Raw genomic sequence first — 16,960 nt, forward strand, 5'->3', positions numbered from 1 at the left:
TGTGTCAGTTGAGATTTGGACGATTCTCATAGTTGGACTGTCTTTTGTTGCTTATATTTATATTGGCTGGCAATCACGAGTCAAAAGTAGCAAAGACTTCTACGTAGCAGGCCAAGGTATCCCTTCCATTGCTAATGGTGCAGCTACCGCCGCCGATTGGATGTCTGCGGCTTCGTTTATATCTATGGCGGGGCTGATTTCTTTTCTCGGCTACGACGGTTCTATTTATTTAATGGGTTGGACTGGCGGTTATGTGTTGCTGGCTTTATTACTCGCGCCCTATCTGCGAAAATTTGGTAAGTATACAGTGCCAGATTTTGTAGGCGATCGCTATTATTCTAATATTGCTCGTTTGGTGGCAGTAGTGGCAGCAATTTTTGTCTCTCTCACCTACGTTGCGGGACAAATGCGCGGTGTGGGCATTGTTTTTAGCCGTTTTCTCCAAGTAGACATCAACACCGGTGTCATTATCGGGATGGTGATTGTCGGCTTTTTTGCGGTGTTGGGAGGGATGAAAGGGATTACTTGGACACAAGTAGCCCAGTATGGTGTGTTGATTTTAGCTTACTTGATTCCGGCGATCGCGATCGCCTGGAAACTCACCGGTAATCCCATTCCCCAGTTAGCATTTACCTTTAGTGATGTTGCGACGAAACTCAATCAAATTCAGGTAGATTTAGGGTTTCAAGAATATACTAAGCCCTTTGTGAACAAGTCCATGTTAGATGTACTGTTCACCACGATTGCTTTAATGGTAGGTACTGCTGGTTTACCCCATATTATTGTCAGATTCTACACAGTTAAAAGTGTACGTGCAGCCAGGTTTTCTGCTGGTTGGGCTTTATTATTCATTGCCATTTTATACACCACAGCACCCGCACTTTCGATGTTTGCTCGTTATAACTTGATTACGACTCTAAACGATCGAACAGTCACAGAAGTACAGCAGTTAGACTGGGCGCAAAAGTGGGAAAAAACTGGACTGCTGACATTTGAAGATAAAAACAAAGATGGGCGTTATCAGTTGACTCCCAGTATAGACACCAACGAAATTAAAATTGATCGGGATATTATTGTCCTGTCTACCCCAGAGATAGCTAACCTTGCGCCTTGGGTGATTGCTTTGGTAGCTGCTGGTGGGTTAGCGGCGGCTTTATCTACAGCATCCGGTTTGTTGCTAGTTATATCAAGTTCCATCGCCCATGATATCTACTACCGCATTATTGATTCTTCCGCCTCGGAACAAAAACGGGTGTTTGTCGGGCGGATTATGGTGGGGTTATCCCTGGTGTTGGCTGGTTACTTTGGTGTAAATCCGCCGGGGTTTGTGAGTGAAGTGGTAGCTTTTGCCTTTGGTTTAGCGGCTGCTAGTTTCTTCCCAGTCATAGTTTTGGGCATCTTCGATAAGCGTACCAATTCCGAAGGTGCGATCGCTGGAATGTTGACAGGGTTAATTTTTACCATTGTCTACATCATCGGGGTCAAGTTCGCGGGAATGCAGCCTTGGTTTTTTGGTGTATCTCCTGAAGGTATCGGTACTTTAGGTATGCTAATTAACTTCGCGGTGACGCTGGTAGTTTCTCGCGTCACGCCACCACCCCCCGCAGAAATTCAAGCGATGGTAGAAGATTTACGTTCTCCGTCTCTGGAAGAAGAATCACAACCGATAGGAATTGGGGAGTAAAGAGTAAGTTCGTAGTAAGGACTTTAGTCCTTCTTTTATGACTAAAGTCCTTATTGACCTTTTTTGAATTGGAGCGTTCGCATAGCGTCTGTCTTTGCTACGCTGCGCGTTTCCTTCTCTAAGAGAGGCCGCGCCCTAAGCGTAGCTATGCCGCAGGCTTTACGGAACACTGCGTGAACGCGAAGCGTCCCGCAGGGAACGTAGAGAAGCGACTTGTCTATTGACTAATAATTTGAATTTTACTGGCGGCTTTCGTCGCTTTGTCTCTAGCTTCTTGCACATTATCAGCCTTAGCTAAAGCCACCCCCATACGACGATAAGGATGGGTGGTTGGTTTACCGAATAATTTGATATCTACATCTTTTTCTGACAAAGCTTCAGCTACACCCGTAAAGGTGATAGAGTCTGATTTTTCTGAAGCTAAAATCACCGCGCTAGCTGAAGCCCCCAACAATTCTATATGAGGGATGGGTAAGCCTAAAATTGCCCTCAGATGTAACTCAAACTCGTTGAGGTTTTGAGAAATTAATGTCACCATGCCCGTATCATGAGGACGGGGAGAAAGTTCAGAGAAAATTACCTCATCTTTGGTGATAAAAAACTCTACACCAAAAATACCTGCACCTCCTAAAGCATCGGTGACTTTTTTCGCTATTTCTTGGGCTTGTAATATTTTATCTGGTGATATTTCTGCGGGTTGCCAAGACTCTTGATAATCGCCTCTTTCTTGCCGATGTCCAATGGGAGAACAGTAAATTGTGGGGACGTTCCACTGTTTAATTGTGAGTAGGGTAATTTCAATTTCAAAGTTAATAAATTCTTCGATGATTACCTTTTGACTATCACCTCTGGAATTTGCGATCGCATAATTCCACGCTTTCTCTACTTCATCTCTCGTTTGGACTACAGATTGCCCTTTTCCAGAGGATGACATCACAGGTTTAATCACATTAGGAAAACCAATTTGATCGGCAACTGAAATTAATTCTTCTAAGCTGACTGCATAACCATATTTAGCAGTTCTAATGCCTAATTCTTGATGGGCTAATTCCCTAATTCTGTCGCGGTTCATGGTGTAATTAGTCGCTGCTGCTGTGGGGATGACTGTAATCCCTCGCTGTTCAAATTCCAGCAGTTTCTCCGTCCTAATTGCTTCAATTTCTGGGATGATAAAGTCAGGTTTATGCTGAGTGACTACGGCTTCTAAATCATCAGCACTCAGCATTGATATGACTTCACAGCAATCAGCAACTTGCATCGCTGGTGCATGAGGATAGCGGTCTACAGCTATCACATAATTACCGAGCCGTTGCGCTGCAATTACAAATTCTTTGCCGAGTTCTCCTGCACCCAATAACATGAGTTTTTGGGGGAGTTTGATGGAGTTAATCATTGACTTGTCCGAGCCAGTATGAATCTAGCAATCTGATAATTTTTGGGATTTTAATTAATCATCTGCCAAATAGTTAAACCTAGCCCCACGCAGTTGTAAATCTTTACGTTGCTGCTTTGTCAAGCCATTACCTAAGCCAAGCTGACACTCATCTACTAGTGTATCTAGCCAAATAGTTTGATTGAGTGCTGCCCCTCTTAAATCGGCTTTTCTCAAGTCAGCTTTGGTAAAATTGACAAAAATGAGATCGGCATTTAATAAACTGCTACCTTGTAAGTTTGCCCCTGTTAAATTACCCCGAATTAAATTCACCTCATTTAAAATCAACCCCGATAAATCAGCCCCAGATAAATTAGGGAATTTGACTTGACTAGGAGTTTGCAAAAATTCCATCACACAATTGATGTTGGCATCATTAAGACGAATTTTAGTCAAAAACTGGTAGCGTCCTAAGCCTAATTCTTGGAGAATCTGTAGACGTTGTGGCGGAGTCTGCTCTAAAAAGTGAATGGCATTCGAGCGGAGGTCTTGAGTATGATGATTGATCATGATCATTACTTGGCACTATATCTAACTATCGGATGCACGGCTAAAGTTATCTATAGCCAGATGAACAAAAGTAACATGAGAATGCAGTCAAATCTCCACTCAGACAAAGGGTAACATCTGACTTTCATAACTACGGCAAACTTTTGGTAAACTCAGTTGCAGAATTGTTAAAGAATTAGTTCCTCTTGGTAATTCCCAGACAATATAGTCTAACTATCCCCAGGTTCACATTTTTTCCAAGTAGCGTCTGTGTCATTTGAGGTTTTTCCAGCCATAGAGTCCAGAAATCTAATTTCTATCCTGTCTGTGGGCGGTATAGTAATCAATCTCCCCTCATATGTACGCTCCATGTCTAAATCACGATTTACTTGACAGATATGGTTACATTGTGCATCATTCAATGCCAAGATTGGTAGTAAATTTTGCTTTAGAGCGTTCATTTGACTCTCACCCATTCTCCGAAGACTCGATCTCAGCTAATTCTAACCAGCGTTCGGTAGCGTTATCAATCGCTTGTTTGAGCATCTCTACTTGGTCGTAGAGTTGTTGGACTTGGGTATAATTACCGGGAGAGACTTTAACTAGTGCTTGTTCAGCAGTGACTTTTTCGGACTCTAACTGAGCAATTTTGCCTTCTAGCTGCTCAAATTCCCGTTTTTCCCAATTAGATAACCTGCGTCGCTTTTTATTCTCTACATCTTTAGTTTGGGATGTAACTTTTGATTCTTCAGAATTTTTTGTTTTTTCTTTATTGTTGGTGGTGTTTTGTTGTGCTTCTTCAGCTTTCTTATAGTCAAGATAAACCGAGTAATTACCTGGATATGAGCGCAGGTTTCCATCTGCTTCTAATGCGAATATTGTATCGACAGTGCGATCTAAAAAGTAGCGATCGTGGGAAACTACAATGACACAACCGCTAAAATCTTCTAGGTATTCCTCTAATACTGCCAATGTCTGTACATCCAAATCATTGGTTGGTTCGTCTAAAATTAGCACGTTCGGCGCACTAATGAGGATTCGCAACAGAAATAATCGTCGCTTTTCACCGCCAGATAGTTTGTGAATGGGAGCATATTGTTGATTTCCCGGAAACAGAAACCGTTCTAACATTTGAGAAGCTGTAATTTTAGTGCCATCGGCGATTTTGACAAATTCCCCTTCTTCTTTAATGTAGTCAATCACGCGCTGATTTTCATCTAAAGCTGAGAGTAATTCTTCAGAATGCTGATCAAAATAACCGATGTGAATGGTAGAACCAATTTCTACACTACCCTGATCTGGCTCTACCCGTCCAGTAATTATATTCATTAATGTGGACTTACCTGCACCATTACCGCCGATGATTCCCAGCCTATCTTCAGGGCTAAATTCATAGGTAAAGTCATGAATCAGGGTACGCCCATTATAGGATTTAGAAATATTATTGAGTTCAATAACTTTTTTGCCAATGCGACGGCCTACGGTGGAAATATCTACCTTACCCTGAATTTGTTTAAACTCAGTTTCGCGCATGGCGTGAACGCGTTGAATCCGCGCTTTTTGTTTAGTGCTACGCGCTTTTGGCCCCTTTTTCAACCATTCCAATTCTCGGCGTAATACACCCTGATGTTTACGTTGGGTGCTAATAGCTGATTCTTCTGCTAAAGCTTTCTTTTCGAGGTAATATGAATAATTACCTGCGTAGGTGTAAATATCACCTCTGTCAATTTCAATGATGCGATTGGTGACTTGATCTAAAAAGTAGCGATCGTGGGTAATTAAAAACAGTGCGCCCCGAAAGCGATTAAGATAACTTTGTAACCATTCTACAGATAAAGCATCAAGATGGTTGGTTGGCTCATCCATCAATAATACATCGGGATTTGCGAGTAAAGCAGTTGCTAAGGCAATCCGTTTACGATAGCCTCCGGATAAAGTCCCAATGATTGCATCAAAATCAACAATTCCTAACTTAGTCAGGATAATTTTAGCGTTGGTTTCTAATTCCCATGCGCCAGTTTCGTCCATGCGCTGCATGACAACAGAAAGGCGGGACATTAACTGATTATCTTCTGGATAGTGAGCTAGTTTATCAGAGATTTCTTCATACTCTTTTACCAAGTCCATTTGTTCGCCACTGTCAGCAAAAATCTGCTCTAACACTGTGCGGTTTTCATCTAAGTTTGGCTGTTGGGGTAAGTAAATTATTTTAGAACCAGAGTTACAACTAATTTGACCACTATCAACTGATTCTAGTCCAGCAATCATTTTTAATAAGGTTGATTTACCAGAACCATTTGTGCCAATTAAACCCACTTTGTCAGTAGCATCTAAACTAAAGCTGGCATCTTTTAAAATTTCTTTAATTCCAAAGTCTTTTTTAATTGATTGTAGGGTGATGATACTCATAGAATTTTAAAAGAAACCGTTGAATTTATTGCTGATTTGGTGTTTGGGCGTGAATGGATATTTTGCTTGCATCTCACGCAGTACCGCTTCGCAGAACCCGCAGGGTGGCGCAGAGTTGCAGAGAGAAGTTTGGAGTATATACTAAGAATTTAGGTGAGTAAATATGAGGTGCATTTATTTATTTTAACGGACCTCATATTTTTGCCTAATTTTAGACAAATAAGTCCAAGGGTAGATGTCCATACATTTCGTTGATGCCTCCTTCTTCATAAGACTGACAAGAGACTAATACACCACGATGATGTCCTGCATAGGAATCGAGGTAACATAAGCCATTTTTACCATTTAATTTGATATAAACTGGCCCTTCTACTACAGGTAAATCAATGGGTACTTCATAACCCAAAGCATGAGAGTATGTTTTCATGGCTAGTAGTCCTTCTGCGGCTGTGTCAGCACAAATTCCTAGTATTTGATAATCAGAAAGTTTGGTGAACAGAATCAATGCTTGGCGTACCAATTCTTTTTCTGACGGTTTAAGAATGGGTGCGATATCTAGACAGTTAAATTTATTGAGGATTTTTTTGGCTTCTGTGGTTGTGAGGTTGGGGTGATTGGGCATTGGCATAGATTGTTTCATGGGTTATTGATTTTTGTTGTGTGTATGAGGTAGAGATAACCGAAAGTGCGTTATGTATGATTAGGCAAATTATAGTCAGTCTTGGGTATTACCAAGATTAAAAATAAAGGGAACATTACTTTGGGATTCACCACCCATAACTAATACTTTGGGCATTTGCGAGCCGCCATTTCTCCAAGCTTCAATTGCTTCTTTTTGTAGCACTAATTGTCCCCCTTGAGCTTTGAGGGTTTCGGCTAAGAGTCTTTGAGCTTCGGCTCTACCTTTGGCACGGTTAATATCTGATTGGGCTTCTTGCTCGGCTTCTCGTGCTACATAGACGGCTCTTTGAGCGCGTTGTTCTGCAATTTGTTTTTCTTCTACGGCTTTGGCAAATTCAGGAGAGAAAGTTAGATCAATGACGCTTGTATCTAATACAATTATCCCATACTTATCTAGGCGATCGCCTAGAGCATTATCAAAGTCTTCCTTGAGTTCGCTCCGTTTGGTAATGGCTTCTTCTACTGTTCTTCTCGCGGCGGCAATTTTGAATGATTCTTGGGTTTGGGGCGCGATAATTTTGGAAACAATATTTTCTAGAGTTCCTTGTTTTCTTCTCACTTCTACTACTTGAATCGGATCAATCCGAAAGTTAATCGCAAACCTAGCTGTTAAATTCTGCAAATCTTTCGTAGAACTTTCGGCAGGGACTTCAAATTTTTGGACAGTTAAATCATATACGTCTATCACTGAAATCAAAGGCGGTTTCAAGTGAATACCTTCTCTTAAAGCACCATCCCTAGCTTTACCTAAAATACTGATTACTCCTGCTTGTCCTGGGTTGATAATAATAAAAGAATTTAACCCAATAATCACAATTATGGCTAAGACAATTCCTAAAACTGTGGTTTGCCAATTCCCTATTTGTTGATTTTTCAAGTTGCTATCTCCTTGTGAGTGCTGTTAGCGAACGGGGCGTTTAGCCGATGTTGTTAGTGGTAGCGGGGCGTTTAGCATTCAGTATTTTCTGACTATGAACACAACTACCGTCAACAAATCTTGTTGGCGGCTGATTGTTCGGTTGTGAATAAAATTTTTGACTTAGCTCCACCAGCTTTAATTAGTATTGCGGTGGATGTGGTAGTTAAGCAGCAGGATTCTATCATTGCTCAGTTGGGTTTTCCCTGCTTATGGTTATCACTTGGATAATAGAGTCATTTTTTGAGTATCGCTATAAGTTGTTCTGGCATAACTGGGCACAGAACATACAGCATAACCTACGTTTAGACACATATAAACACCTACAGGGATTGGAGTTAGCTTATTTTGAAAAACACAGGACAGAGGGATTCATGTCTATTAGTGATGATGTTAACTAACTAGAGCGTTTTTTGGATGTGGGAAGCTCACAATATTATCCAAGTAACCACAACTATTGTAGTCATTAGCGGTGCATTCTTTGTCTTAACTCCCAGGGTAGCTTGGATGGCTATCTTATCGATGCCATTGATTCTCTTGGGTTTAGTGGTATGTCAAAAATCATTTGCACCTCGTTACGCCGATGTGCGCGAAAAAGTGGGTTGACTCAACGGACATTTATGTCTGTCTAATAACCTGAGTGGCATCACTACGATTAAAAGTTTCACGGCACAAGAGTATGAAGTCAAGCGGTTAGGGCAATACAGTTATGTTTATCGCCAAAGTAACACTAAAGCGATCGCGTTACGCCCAGCGTAGCTGATCGCACGCACTGTCTACGGCTTTTATTCCTTTCATTAGGATGCCTATTCTAACAGGCTTCACAGCATTACTGCCATTTCGTGGCATGAAAACCGTCGTAGGTAAGATGTCAGTAGGTGCTGATCGTTCCTGAGTCTTTTTGGTGGATAATGAAACTGAGGCAGCAATTAGGTGATCGCTCATCGTCTTTCCATAATTCGCAATGCTGATTGTATTTATATAAAGAGTTGTTAACTGTTGGTGGGATTTATGCTAGTACCGCTAAAGCGGAACTCGCAGAATGGCGCAGAGACAAGGTAGTAGGTCATCAAGTTTTAATTGATGGATAAGCTTTTTTTGTAGTAAGGACTTTAGTCCTTAAAAAAATCAGGACTAAAGTCCTTACTACGAAACGTCAAAACTAACTTGACACAGTAGTAGATAAAATTACGAATTACGAATTACGAATTACGAATTAATTATGATGTTTGGTAGTAATCAGCCGGAATCAGGGGACAACAAGTGGCGTAGCCAGTTGGATAGGTTTGTGAAAGAACATCAGCAAGAGTTGGCGGCACTTGCTTGGGGGTTGTGGTTAGAAAATGGTGATAAACAAGGTACTATTGGTATTGATTTACAACCAACACCACATTTTGTTTATTGTCCTCAAGAAGCGGTGGAGAAATTAAATAATAATGTTGAGAATAGGCTTCAAGAATTAATCGGCATTATTGAGCATCATCAACCAGAAGTAGAAGTGTTAATGATTGGGATTGGTAAGGGTGAAGTTAAGTTAATTCAGTTTGCACCAGAACCAGCACCAGAAGTTTGTTTTGAACAAATGGGAAAGGATGTTGATGGTTTATTAGATTTACTAGAACAGCGCATGACTGAAGCGATTGTTATGTAGAGGATGTTTCAAAATTCAAAATTCAAAGTAAAAATGTCATTCTGACAGGAGCGGAGCATAAGGTAAAGCCTGCGGCATAGCTAAAGCCGAACAGCACGCTACCGCGAACGCTTAACGCAAAGCGTTCCAGAGGAAAGAATCTAAACCTGCGCTTTGTGCTTACATTCCAGTTCCTACCCTACGGGAACGCTGGCGCGAAGGCTTTGCTCAGGACTGCATACTCTTACAGAGAAGCAACTCAGCACCGGCTAAACGCCGCGCTACCGCTAACAGCACTCACAACTCACAACTCAGCACTCAGCACTCACCAGCACTCAACTAGTTACACAACGGAAGCCTGCGAAAATTTGCCTTACACCTGGATGATACCAATTGCGGAAACTAGGACGTAGTACCCAGGGACGGGTTGCCCAACTACCTCCTTTTAAAACACGGTGCTGGTTGTCAAAGTAAGCTTGGGAATAACCTTTATATGGGAAACTTTGGAAACCCTCATACCCAGAAAACCAAGAAGCTGTCCATTCCCAAACATTACCGAGAGTATCATATAAACCATAGGCACTTTGCCCGGCTGGGTAGGTATTGACTGGGGTTGTATAGTTGATGAAAGCATCGCCTCTAATTGGGTCTAGCCCATTGCAATTACAATATTTATGTGTTGGTAAATCATCGCCCCAAGGATAGGTGCGCCGACGGTTAGTTTGAACATCCCAACTAGCTGCTTTTTCCCACTCGGCTTCTGTGGGTAGACGCTTTCCCACAAAGTTTGCGTATGCTTCGGCTTCATACCAACTCACACCATAAACTGGATGATGCTCATAACTTTGAGCTTCTATCCAATAAAGTGGTTGTGTTACCTGCTCGTTTTGTAACCATTGCCACCCTCCCACTGACCAATACTGAGAATTTTGATATCCTCCAGCCTCTATAAATAGGCGATATTGTCCACAAGTCACCGGATAGCGGTCAATCCAGTAAGTATCTAAATAGACTTTGCGAGCAGGAATTTCATTATCCATTGCATCCATTGAGTCACTTCCTAACTCAAATTCCCCGGCTGGAATTTCTATCATCTCAGGCTGAAAAGAAGAAGATGAGGGAAGTGTCACGCTTAAACGCTGACTATTAAATAACTCCAGCACCATAGTCATGATTTCACAGTGTTGACTTTCATGCTGAATTAGAAAACGCCAGAGGCGTTCTTGGGGTTCTATATCTGCAACTTCTAGGTATTTCAACACATTTTTTCTTACTGTGTCCAAGTAATCAAGAGTTTCATCTAGTTTGGGTAGATTAACTCGCTGAGATTTGGGTAAACCATCAGCTGCAAACAACTGACGGTAGTGCGGAAATAAACAAGGACTACCTGCACTATGTTCTAGTATCCATAAAGATTCTATATAGGCAATATGTCCCAAATGCCAACCCACAGGACTAAAATCAGGATGAGGTTGATTGCAGAATGTTGCTGCATTCATCCCCGCAAATAATGTTAAGGTTTTGGTACGACATTCATCTAAAGCAACAGTAATAGAATCTTTGACGCTAGATTTTTTCAACTTGGATATCACAGTCTTCTCCCACAGTGATAATGCTATTTTCTGGGCAACCAGTCCAGTTACCTGCAAATAATGGTTCAGAAGCAATGATGACAGAATTAGGGAAAGTTAAATCATCTCTGAGCCAATAAAGAGACGGTGCAGGTGCAGAGGTTGAAAAACGAGAGGCTATTAAGCGTTTTCCATCACTAAAAACTGTATTTGCAGAAGCTTCAACTTGATAGCGTTTTGCCATTTCTCCCAAGGCTAATAAAGTTGTGCGTAAAGCATACTCTGGGGGGCGATGTTTGTTCAATTGGATTTGAGAAAGCAATAATGCAAAAATATGTTCAGAATCTGTATTGCCGTTGATTTGTTCGTAAAAATTAGGGATTAAAGTGCTGCGGATTTTTCGGTGTAAGGTTTGACGAAATTTCTCAATGCGTCCATTGTGAATAAATAAGGTTTGTTGATGATTAAATGGCTGACAATTAGCAAAATCTAATGCTTGTCCTGGTGTAGCACTGCGAACATAAGCTAGTACACATTTAGATTCTACATAACGGCTAAGACTAGGTAAATTAATATCATTCCAAATTGGTAGTGTATTTTTATATATAAATGGATCAGTATTTTTTTGGCTATGATACCAACCCACACCAAAGCCATCTGCATTTAATAAACCAGAAGTCATTTCCCTTGGTTGGTAACTTTGGACTATTAATGAGTGTTCTGGTTTATACAGAAGATGATCTAGAGAAATAGGTGAACCAAGATAAGCAAGTAGACGGCACATAATGACAGCATTTGCTCCTAATTGCTTTCATAGGATAAGCCTTATTTCTGAGAATTTCATTAAATTGAGCGCAGAGTGCTGTTAGTGTCTGGCGATCGCCTACGGTGGAGCGGAGCATCGTCGCCTACGGTGGGTGGAACGCCATTAAATCAAAGATGCTAGGATATCGCCAAGTGATATAGCGTAAGAAAAGGAAGTTAGCATCATGGTTGCTTCTCCTCAAGAAAATTACCTCACACCAGCAGAATACCTGCAACTAGAGGAACACAGTCAAGAAAAACAAGAATATATTGATGGCTACATCTACGCAATGGCCGGCGCAAGTGACCCCCACGTTACTATTGCAGGAAATCTATTTGCGCTTTTACGGACTCATGTCCGTGGTTCTGGTTGTCGTGTTTACATTGCTGACATGAAAGCGCGAATTGAGTCTTTAAATCGTTTTTACTATCCTGATGTAATGGTGACTTGTGACCAACGCGACCAAGAAACACCGACTTATAAAAAATTTCCCTGTTTAATCGTGGAAGTTTTATCTAATTCCACTGAGGCTTTTGACCGAGGTGATAAATTCGCTGATTATCAAGCCTTGGAAAGTTTACAAGAGTATGTTCTAATTAATACCAAGCGTCAACGTGTCGAGTGTTTCCGACGCAATGAGCAAAGATTTTGGATTTTGCAATCATACACTCCAGCACAGGAATCATTTTGTCTCAACAGTGTTAATTTTGAGGGGACAATGGCTGCACTGTATGAAGATGTGGTTTTTGAGAGTTAACCTGTTCTTAAAAAAGTGAGGTATTCTTGCTCATTATTTAGTAAACTAATTAACTATTAATGGCTTCAATGCTTCCTAAGTTTAGGGAAGCATAGAAAGAAGTAGGGATATTGATTAAACAAAAGTTATGCCGCTTATAGTTCAGAAATTCGGTGGTACATCTGTCGGTTCAGTCGAACGCATCCAAGCTGTAGCCCAGCGTATTTATAAAACTGTCAAAGCAGGAAACTCCCTGGTGGTAGTGGTTTCAGCAATGGGAAAAACCACCGATGGACTCGTTAAGCTAGCTAATGACATTTCTCCTAATCCTAGCCGTCGGGAAATGGATATGCTGCTGTCTACAGGGGAGCAAGTGACTATTGCTTTGCTGAGTATGGCGTTGCAGGAACTTGGACAACCAGCGATTTCTATGACTGGCGCACAGGTAGGAATTGTTACCGAAGCTGAACATACCCGCGCCCGAATTTTGCAGATTGAAACAGAACGAGTGATGCGTCACCTTAATGATGGTAAGGTCGTTGTTGTCGCTGGGTTTCAAGGTATTTCTAGCAATGGTGAGTTAGAAATTACGACTTTGGGACGTGGTGGTTCTGATACTTCGGCGGTAGCTTTAGCAGCTGCATTACAAGCTAACTTTTGTGAAATTTATACCGACGTACCAGGAATTTTAACTACAGACCCCCGTCTAGTTCCTGAAGCGCAGTTAATGGATGAAATCACTAGCAATGAAATGCTGGAACTGGCGAGTTTAGGGGCAAAAGTATTACATCCCCGTGCTGTGGAAATTGCCCGTAACTACTGTGTACCTCTGGTAGTTAGGTCAAGTTGGACGGATGACCCTGGGACTTGGGTGACAACTCCTCAAAATCAAGGGCGATCGCTGATTAATTTAGAAATTGCCCGTCCTGTAGATGCGGTAGAATTTGACACCGACCAAGCCAGGGTGGCTTTGTTGCGTATACCCGATAAACCAGGAGTAGCAGCTAAGTTGTTTGGCGAAATTTCCCGCCAACAAGTAGATGTAGATTTAATTATTCAATCGATACATGAAGGTAATACTAATGACATTGCTTTCACTGTCAGAACACCTATACTCAAACGAGCCGAAGCCGTAGCCTCGGCGATCGCCCCAGCTTTGCGAAATCCATCTCACCCCAACACTGACGAGGCTGAGGTGATGGTAGAACAAGACATTGCCAAAGTTAGTATTTCTGGCGCAGGAATGATAGGCCGTCCTGGAGTAGCCGCAAAGATGTTCGCCACCCTAGCCGCAGCCGGGGTAAACATCCAAATGATTTCCACCAGCGAAGTCAAAGTTAGTTGTGTAATTGATGCGAGTGATGGCGATCGCGCTGTGGCTGCATTATGTCAAGCTTTTGAGATAGTAGCCTCCCCGGCTTCTCCTGCTTCCCCTGCTTCCCTACTTTCCTCTCATCCCCCCGTGCGCGGTGTGGCTTTAGACTTGAAACAAGCCCGTTTAGCGATTCGCCAAGTCCCCGATCGTCCGGGAATGTCCGCTAAACTGTTTGGTATTTTGGCACAGCACAACATCAGCGTAGACATGATTATTCAATCTCAACGCTGTCGGGTAATTGATGGTGTAGCCAGACGAGATATAGCGTTTACAGTCCCCCTGATGGATGGAGAAACCGCCCAAAAATTACTCACGGAAGTAGCAACAGATTTAGGATGGGGCGATGTAGTTTTAGATAGTGCGATCGCTAAAGTTAGTATTGTGGGTGCAGGTATGGTAGGACAACCAGGTGTAGCAGCCAAAATGTTTGATGCGTTAGCTAAACACCAAATTAATATTCAAATGATCGCTACCTCAGAGATTAAAATTAGCTGTGTCGTAGACCAAGAACAAGGTGTACAGGCTTTGCAAGTTATTCACGCCGCTTTTGATTTGGCTGGTAGCGAGAAATTTGTTGTACCTGCGTAGTGAGTGCTGAGTTTTGAGTGCTGAGTGCTGAGTAGGGAGTAGAGAGTAGGGAGTTAAATCAGTCATCAGTTATCAAGTGACTGATAACTGATAACTAATGATGCCCAATCACAACGCAGGATTTTCATATAACAATAAAGATAGGAAAAAATCTGTCATAAAAATTGCTACCCAAGTAGTAACAACTGCTGTCGTGGCGGATTCTCCTACTTCTTTCGCGCCGCCTCTAGTAGTTAGTCCCCAACTACAGCCGTTAATAGAAACTATAGCTCCAAAAATTAACCCTTTCAGTAAAATAGTAAATACGTCTGATGTGTCTAGAAAGTCTCTAACTGATTCTAAAAATATTTCTGGAGGAATTTTGTAAAATTGTGCAGCTGCAAAAATGCCTCCAGCGATGCCCATAATTAAAGCAAAAATCATCATGATGGGCATCATCAAACAGCAGGCAATTACTCTTGGTAAAACTAAATAATCAATAGGGTTAGTCTTGAGCATATACAGCGCATCAATTTGCTCGGTGACACGCATTGCACCTATTTCGGCGGCGAACGCAGAACCTACTTGTCCGGCAATAATACTTGCTGTCAAAATAGGGGCTAATTCCCGGCAAAAAGCTAAGGCAAAAGCACCTCCTACGGTACTGACAGCACCAAATTTTACTAATTCTCTAGCTGTTTGAATAGTAAAAATCATGCCTGAAAAAACACTGACTAACAAAACTGGAGATATGGAAGCAGGCCCCGCAGTCACCATATGTTCTAGAATTTTACGGTAGTAAGTTTTTCCTTGGATTAAATGTAGGCAGACTTGACCAAAAAGTAGCACCGTGGCCAAACAACGCACAATCCATAATTGATCTAAATTTTTTTTCGGTTGCAATTTTACCACCCGGTTTAATTCGTAATTCGTAATTCGTAATTCGTAATTCGTAATTCCCTATAAAATGTTTATGTGTATCTATGCTCTGAACTACTACACTAATTTAATTGTCTCAGGAATAAAGTAGGGTAGTTGATTAATGAAATAATATTATATCTAGATTTTGAGATTGTTATTTTTAGGCTTATTTTTAAGAGTTAATTTCACTACCTAAGCATTTCTTCTAAAGCAAAAACCCCTGTTTAGCAAATAAACAAGGGTTTTGGTTATGATAAATGATTTAGCTGCTATCCAAAAATCACTGATAATTAAGTGTGGAATATCACGGTTAGTAGAGGCAAAAATGCTAAGAGGAAAGTGTGCCAAGATTGTAATTTAACTTCTGGGGTTGGCTTTGGTGGTGTTAGTAAAGCTTCAATTCTCTGTTCTAAGCGTAGCTTGCCGCCATAGGCATCGCCTACACTATCACCCAAAGCGGCACAACAAATGTCTGATTGAGCAAATACAGAACCATTACTGACTACTAATAACAGAGATTCTGCCAACAATAAAGGGTCTACTTGGGATGCAGCGTAACTATCAGCGCGTAATTCTCGCAATACTAAAAGTTCTTGCCACAAAGGTTCTGTGTTGGGTAGCCAAGCGGTGCAGGTACGTATCCAACCCAGCCAGAAGAACCAAAACGTGTCTCTGTAATAATGATGTCCTTGTTCGTGTGCTAAGACGCTTTCTACATGGTCTGGAGAGAGGGTTTGTAATAATCCTTGACTCACTACTAATTCTGGTTGCCAAAAACCAATTTGACCTGCAAATAAAGCTTCTGTGTTCATGAGTCTGACTTGTGTACCCTCAAAATCTACGACAGGACAATCACGGGCTGATTGTAGCGATCGCCAACCTTGGTAAGCTAGTGTGAGGCACAATCCAGAGAATACAGTCAGGACAACTAAAGCGAGAGAATAGCTCAACCAACCTGTATACATCCCGCCCATTTGGCCTTGCGGCCCCATACACAGCACCGCGATCGCTGTCATAAAAATTAGCAAAGGCGGGAAGAGAAACAGAAATAGCGATCGCCGCCAGCGCACATCCCAACTACCTAGGGTAGGAGTCCAAGAACAGCGCAATATCCCTGCGACTATCACAGTAATCAAAATCATGATTAGGTGCATTATTGTTCCTCCCTGGCTTGGCGTGCGGCTTGAATACGTTTAGCGATCGCTTCGATTTGCTCGCTGGCTGCTTCATCCAGACTATCAGCAAAAGCAGCTACTACGTCAGGATTACCTACAGCCAGAAATCGCTGTAATTGTTCATGAGCTTTAATTACCTGTGCCTGCTGCTTTGTCAGTAAAGGCCGCCAATAGAACGCTTTACCTTTTTTATCACAAACTAGCCAACCTTTATCGGTGAGGCGACGCAACACCGTAGTCACAGACGTGTAAGCTAACTCGCGGTTAGGGTCAGCCAAAATGCGATCGTGAACATCTTTGACGGTGACTGAACCTAATTCCCAGATGATATTTAATATCTCTGCTTCTAAAGGGCCTAAAGACAGTTGTTTAGGATGATAGTCGGGTAAAGGGGCCATAGGGATTGGGGACAATAAAAGTCAAAAGTCAAAAGTCAAAATTTTAGAATTTCTGGGGGAATAGCTTTCCCCGTATTGTTTTAGAATATCTGGTTTAGACGCAAACTCTAGCAACTTTAAATCATTCGTTAATATCTGACGAGAGAATGAAAATCTCTCTTTCCCTAATCC

The 16,960-nt window shown here is 41.7% G+C and carries 14 protein-coding genes and 1 pseudogene; 5 read left to right on the forward strand and 10 right to left on the reverse strand.

The window, feature by feature from the left end; all coding sequences use genetic code 11:
• The first annotated feature begins 1 nt into the window (after window position 1).
• On the forward strand, window positions 2-1,684 hold the full coding sequence (locus VB693_RS06930; protein WP_323265617.1) for a sodium:solute symporter family protein: 1,683 nt from the start codon (window positions 2-4) through the stop codon (window positions 1,682-1,684).
• A 217-nt stretch (window positions 1,685-1,901) separates the two neighbouring features.
• Here the strand turns inward: VB693_RS06930 and purT are convergent, their stop codons facing one another.
• The 5 genes from purT to VB693_RS06955 all read right to left on the reverse strand — a co-directional run bounded on the left by purT (window position 1,902) and on the right by VB693_RS06955 (window position 7,572).
• Window positions 1,902-3,077 carry a formate-dependent phosphoribosylglycinamide formyltransferase gene (gene purT / locus VB693_RS06935; protein WP_323265618.1) on the reverse strand — a complete coding sequence of 392 codons (1,176 nt, stop codon included), beginning with the start codon at window positions 3,075-3,077 and terminating at the stop codon, window positions 1,902-1,904.
• 54 nt (window positions 3,078-3,131) lie between these two features.
• Window positions 3,132-3,626, reverse strand: coding sequence for a pentapeptide repeat-containing protein (locus VB693_RS06940; RefSeq protein WP_323265619.1), 495 nt, complete (start codon window positions 3,624-3,626; stop codon window positions 3,132-3,134).
• 447 nt (window positions 3,627-4,073) lie between these two features.
• Window positions 4,074-6,014: an ABC-F family ATP-binding cassette domain-containing protein gene (locus VB693_RS06945; RefSeq protein ID WP_323265620.1), complete on the reverse strand. Its 1,941-nt coding sequence runs from the start codon at window positions 6,012-6,014 to the stop codon at window positions 4,074-4,076.
• 211 nt (window positions 6,015-6,225) lie between these two features.
• On the reverse strand, window positions 6,226-6,642 hold the full coding sequence (locus tag VB693_RS06950) for a DUF1824 family protein (RefSeq protein WP_323265708.1): 417 nt from the start codon (window positions 6,640-6,642) through the stop codon (window positions 6,226-6,228).
• Between the two features lie 87 nt (window positions 6,643-6,729).
• Window positions 6,730-7,572 carry a prohibitin family protein gene (locus tag VB693_RS06955; protein WP_190706599.1) on the reverse strand — a complete coding sequence of 281 codons (843 nt, stop codon included), beginning with the start codon at window positions 7,570-7,572 and terminating at the stop codon, window positions 6,730-6,732.
• A gap of 117 nt (window positions 7,573-7,689) precedes the next feature.
• Here VB693_RS06955 and VB693_RS06960 point away from each other — a divergent pair.
• Window positions 7,690-8,491 (forward strand): annotated as a pseudogene (locus tag VB693_RS06960) (ABC transporter transmembrane domain-containing protein); the annotation flags it as partial.
• Between the two features lie 342 nt (window positions 8,492-8,833).
• Window positions 8,834-9,262, forward strand: a complete 429-nt coding sequence (locus VB693_RS06965; RefSeq protein WP_323265621.1) for a hypothetical protein — start codon at window positions 8,834-8,836, stop codon at window positions 9,260-9,262.
• A 314-nt stretch (window positions 9,263-9,576) separates the two neighbouring features.
• Here the strand turns inward: VB693_RS06965 and egtB are convergent, their stop codons facing one another.
• Both egtB and egtC read right to left on the reverse strand, forming a co-directional pair.
• Window positions 9,577-10,833 carry an ergothioneine biosynthesis protein EgtB gene (gene egtB / locus VB693_RS06970; protein ID WP_323265622.1) on the reverse strand — a complete coding sequence of 419 codons (1,257 nt, stop codon included), beginning with the start codon at window positions 10,831-10,833 and terminating at the stop codon, window positions 9,577-9,579.
• Window positions 10,808-11,596 (reverse strand): ergothioneine biosynthesis protein EgtC, encoded by a 789-nt coding sequence (egtC, locus tag VB693_RS06975; RefSeq protein ID WP_323265623.1) that lies wholly within the window; start codon window positions 11,594-11,596, stop codon window positions 10,808-10,810. The genes egtB and egtC overlap by 26 nt, the downstream gene beginning before the upstream one ends.
• 205 nt (window positions 11,597-11,801) lie before the next feature.
• Between egtC and VB693_RS06980 the strand changes: the two genes are divergently transcribed.
• Window positions 11,802-12,374 (forward strand): Uma2 family endonuclease, encoded by a 573-nt coding sequence (locus tag VB693_RS06980; RefSeq protein WP_323265624.1) that lies wholly within the window; start codon window positions 11,802-11,804, stop codon window positions 12,372-12,374.
• A gap of 127 nt (window positions 12,375-12,501) precedes the next feature.
• Complete coding sequence (locus VB693_RS06985; RefSeq protein ID WP_323265625.1) at window positions 12,502-14,316, forward strand: aspartate kinase; 1,815 nt, start codon at window positions 12,502-12,504, stop codon at window positions 14,314-14,316.
• 108 nt (window positions 14,317-14,424) lie between these two features.
• Here VB693_RS06985 and VB693_RS06990 read toward each other — a convergent pair whose 3' ends face one another.
• The 3 genes from VB693_RS06990 to VB693_RS07000 all read right to left on the reverse strand — a co-directional run bounded on the left by VB693_RS06990 (window position 14,425) and on the right by VB693_RS07000 (window position 16,789).
• Window positions 14,425-15,198 (reverse strand): MlaE family lipid ABC transporter permease subunit, encoded by a 774-nt coding sequence (locus tag VB693_RS06990; RefSeq protein ID WP_323265626.1) that lies wholly within the window; start codon window positions 15,196-15,198, stop codon window positions 14,425-14,427.
• A gap of 308 nt (window positions 15,199-15,506) precedes the next feature.
• Window positions 15,507-16,370: a M56 family metallopeptidase gene (locus VB693_RS06995; RefSeq protein ID WP_323265627.1), complete on the reverse strand. Its 864-nt coding sequence runs from the start codon at window positions 16,368-16,370 to the stop codon at window positions 15,507-15,509.
• Window positions 16,370-16,789, reverse strand: coding sequence for a BlaI/MecI/CopY family transcriptional regulator (locus tag VB693_RS07000; protein ID WP_237991680.1), 420 nt, complete (start codon window positions 16,787-16,789; stop codon window positions 16,370-16,372). Before VB693_RS07000 ends, VB693_RS06995 begins: the two co-directional genes overlap by 1 nt.
• Window positions 16,790-16,960 lie beyond the last annotated feature (171 nt).

The organism is Anabaena sp. UHCC 0399 (assembly GCF_034931465.1).
Taxonomy (GTDB): Bacteria; Cyanobacteriota; Cyanobacteriia; order Cyanobacteriales; family Nostocaceae; genus Trichormus; species Trichormus minutissimus.

Excerpts from the sequence above, each read along its gene's own strand:
- VB693_RS06945 (WP_323265620.1), bottom strand. The coding sequence starts at position 6,014 with ATGAGTATCATCACCCTACAATCAATTAAAAAAGACTTTGGAATTAAA.
- VB693_RS07000 (WP_237991680.1), bottom strand. The coding sequence starts at position 16,789 with ATGGCCCCTTTACCCGACTATCATCCTAAACAACTGTCTTTAGGCCCT.
- VB693_RS06980 (WP_323265624.1), top strand. The coding sequence starts at position 11,802 with ATGGTTGCTTCTCCTCAAGAAAATTACCTCACACCAGCAGAATACCTG.
- VB693_RS06995 (WP_323265627.1), bottom strand. The coding sequence starts at position 16,370 with ATGCACCTAATCATGATTTTGATTACTGTGATAGTCGCAGGGATATTG.
- VB693_RS06940 (WP_323265619.1), bottom strand. The coding sequence starts at position 3,626 with ATGATCAATCATCATACTCAAGACCTCCGCTCGAATGCCATTCACTTT.
- VB693_RS06965 (WP_323265621.1), top strand. The coding sequence starts at position 8,834 with ATGATGTTTGGTAGTAATCAGCCGGAATCAGGGGACAACAAGTGGCGT.
- VB693_RS06950 (WP_323265708.1), bottom strand. The coding sequence starts at position 6,642 with ATGCCAATGCCCAATCACCCCAACCTCACAACCACAGAAGCCAAAAAA.
- purT (WP_323265618.1), bottom strand. The coding sequence starts at position 3,077 with ATGATTAACTCCATCAAACTCCCCCAAAAACTCATGTTATTGGGTGCA.
- VB693_RS06985 (WP_323265625.1), top strand. The coding sequence starts at position 12,502 with ATGCCGCTTATAGTTCAGAAATTCGGTGGTACATCTGTCGGTTCAGTC.
- egtC (WP_323265623.1), bottom strand. The coding sequence starts at position 11,596 with ATGTGCCGTCTACTTGCTTATCTTGGTTCACCTATTTCTCTAGATCAT.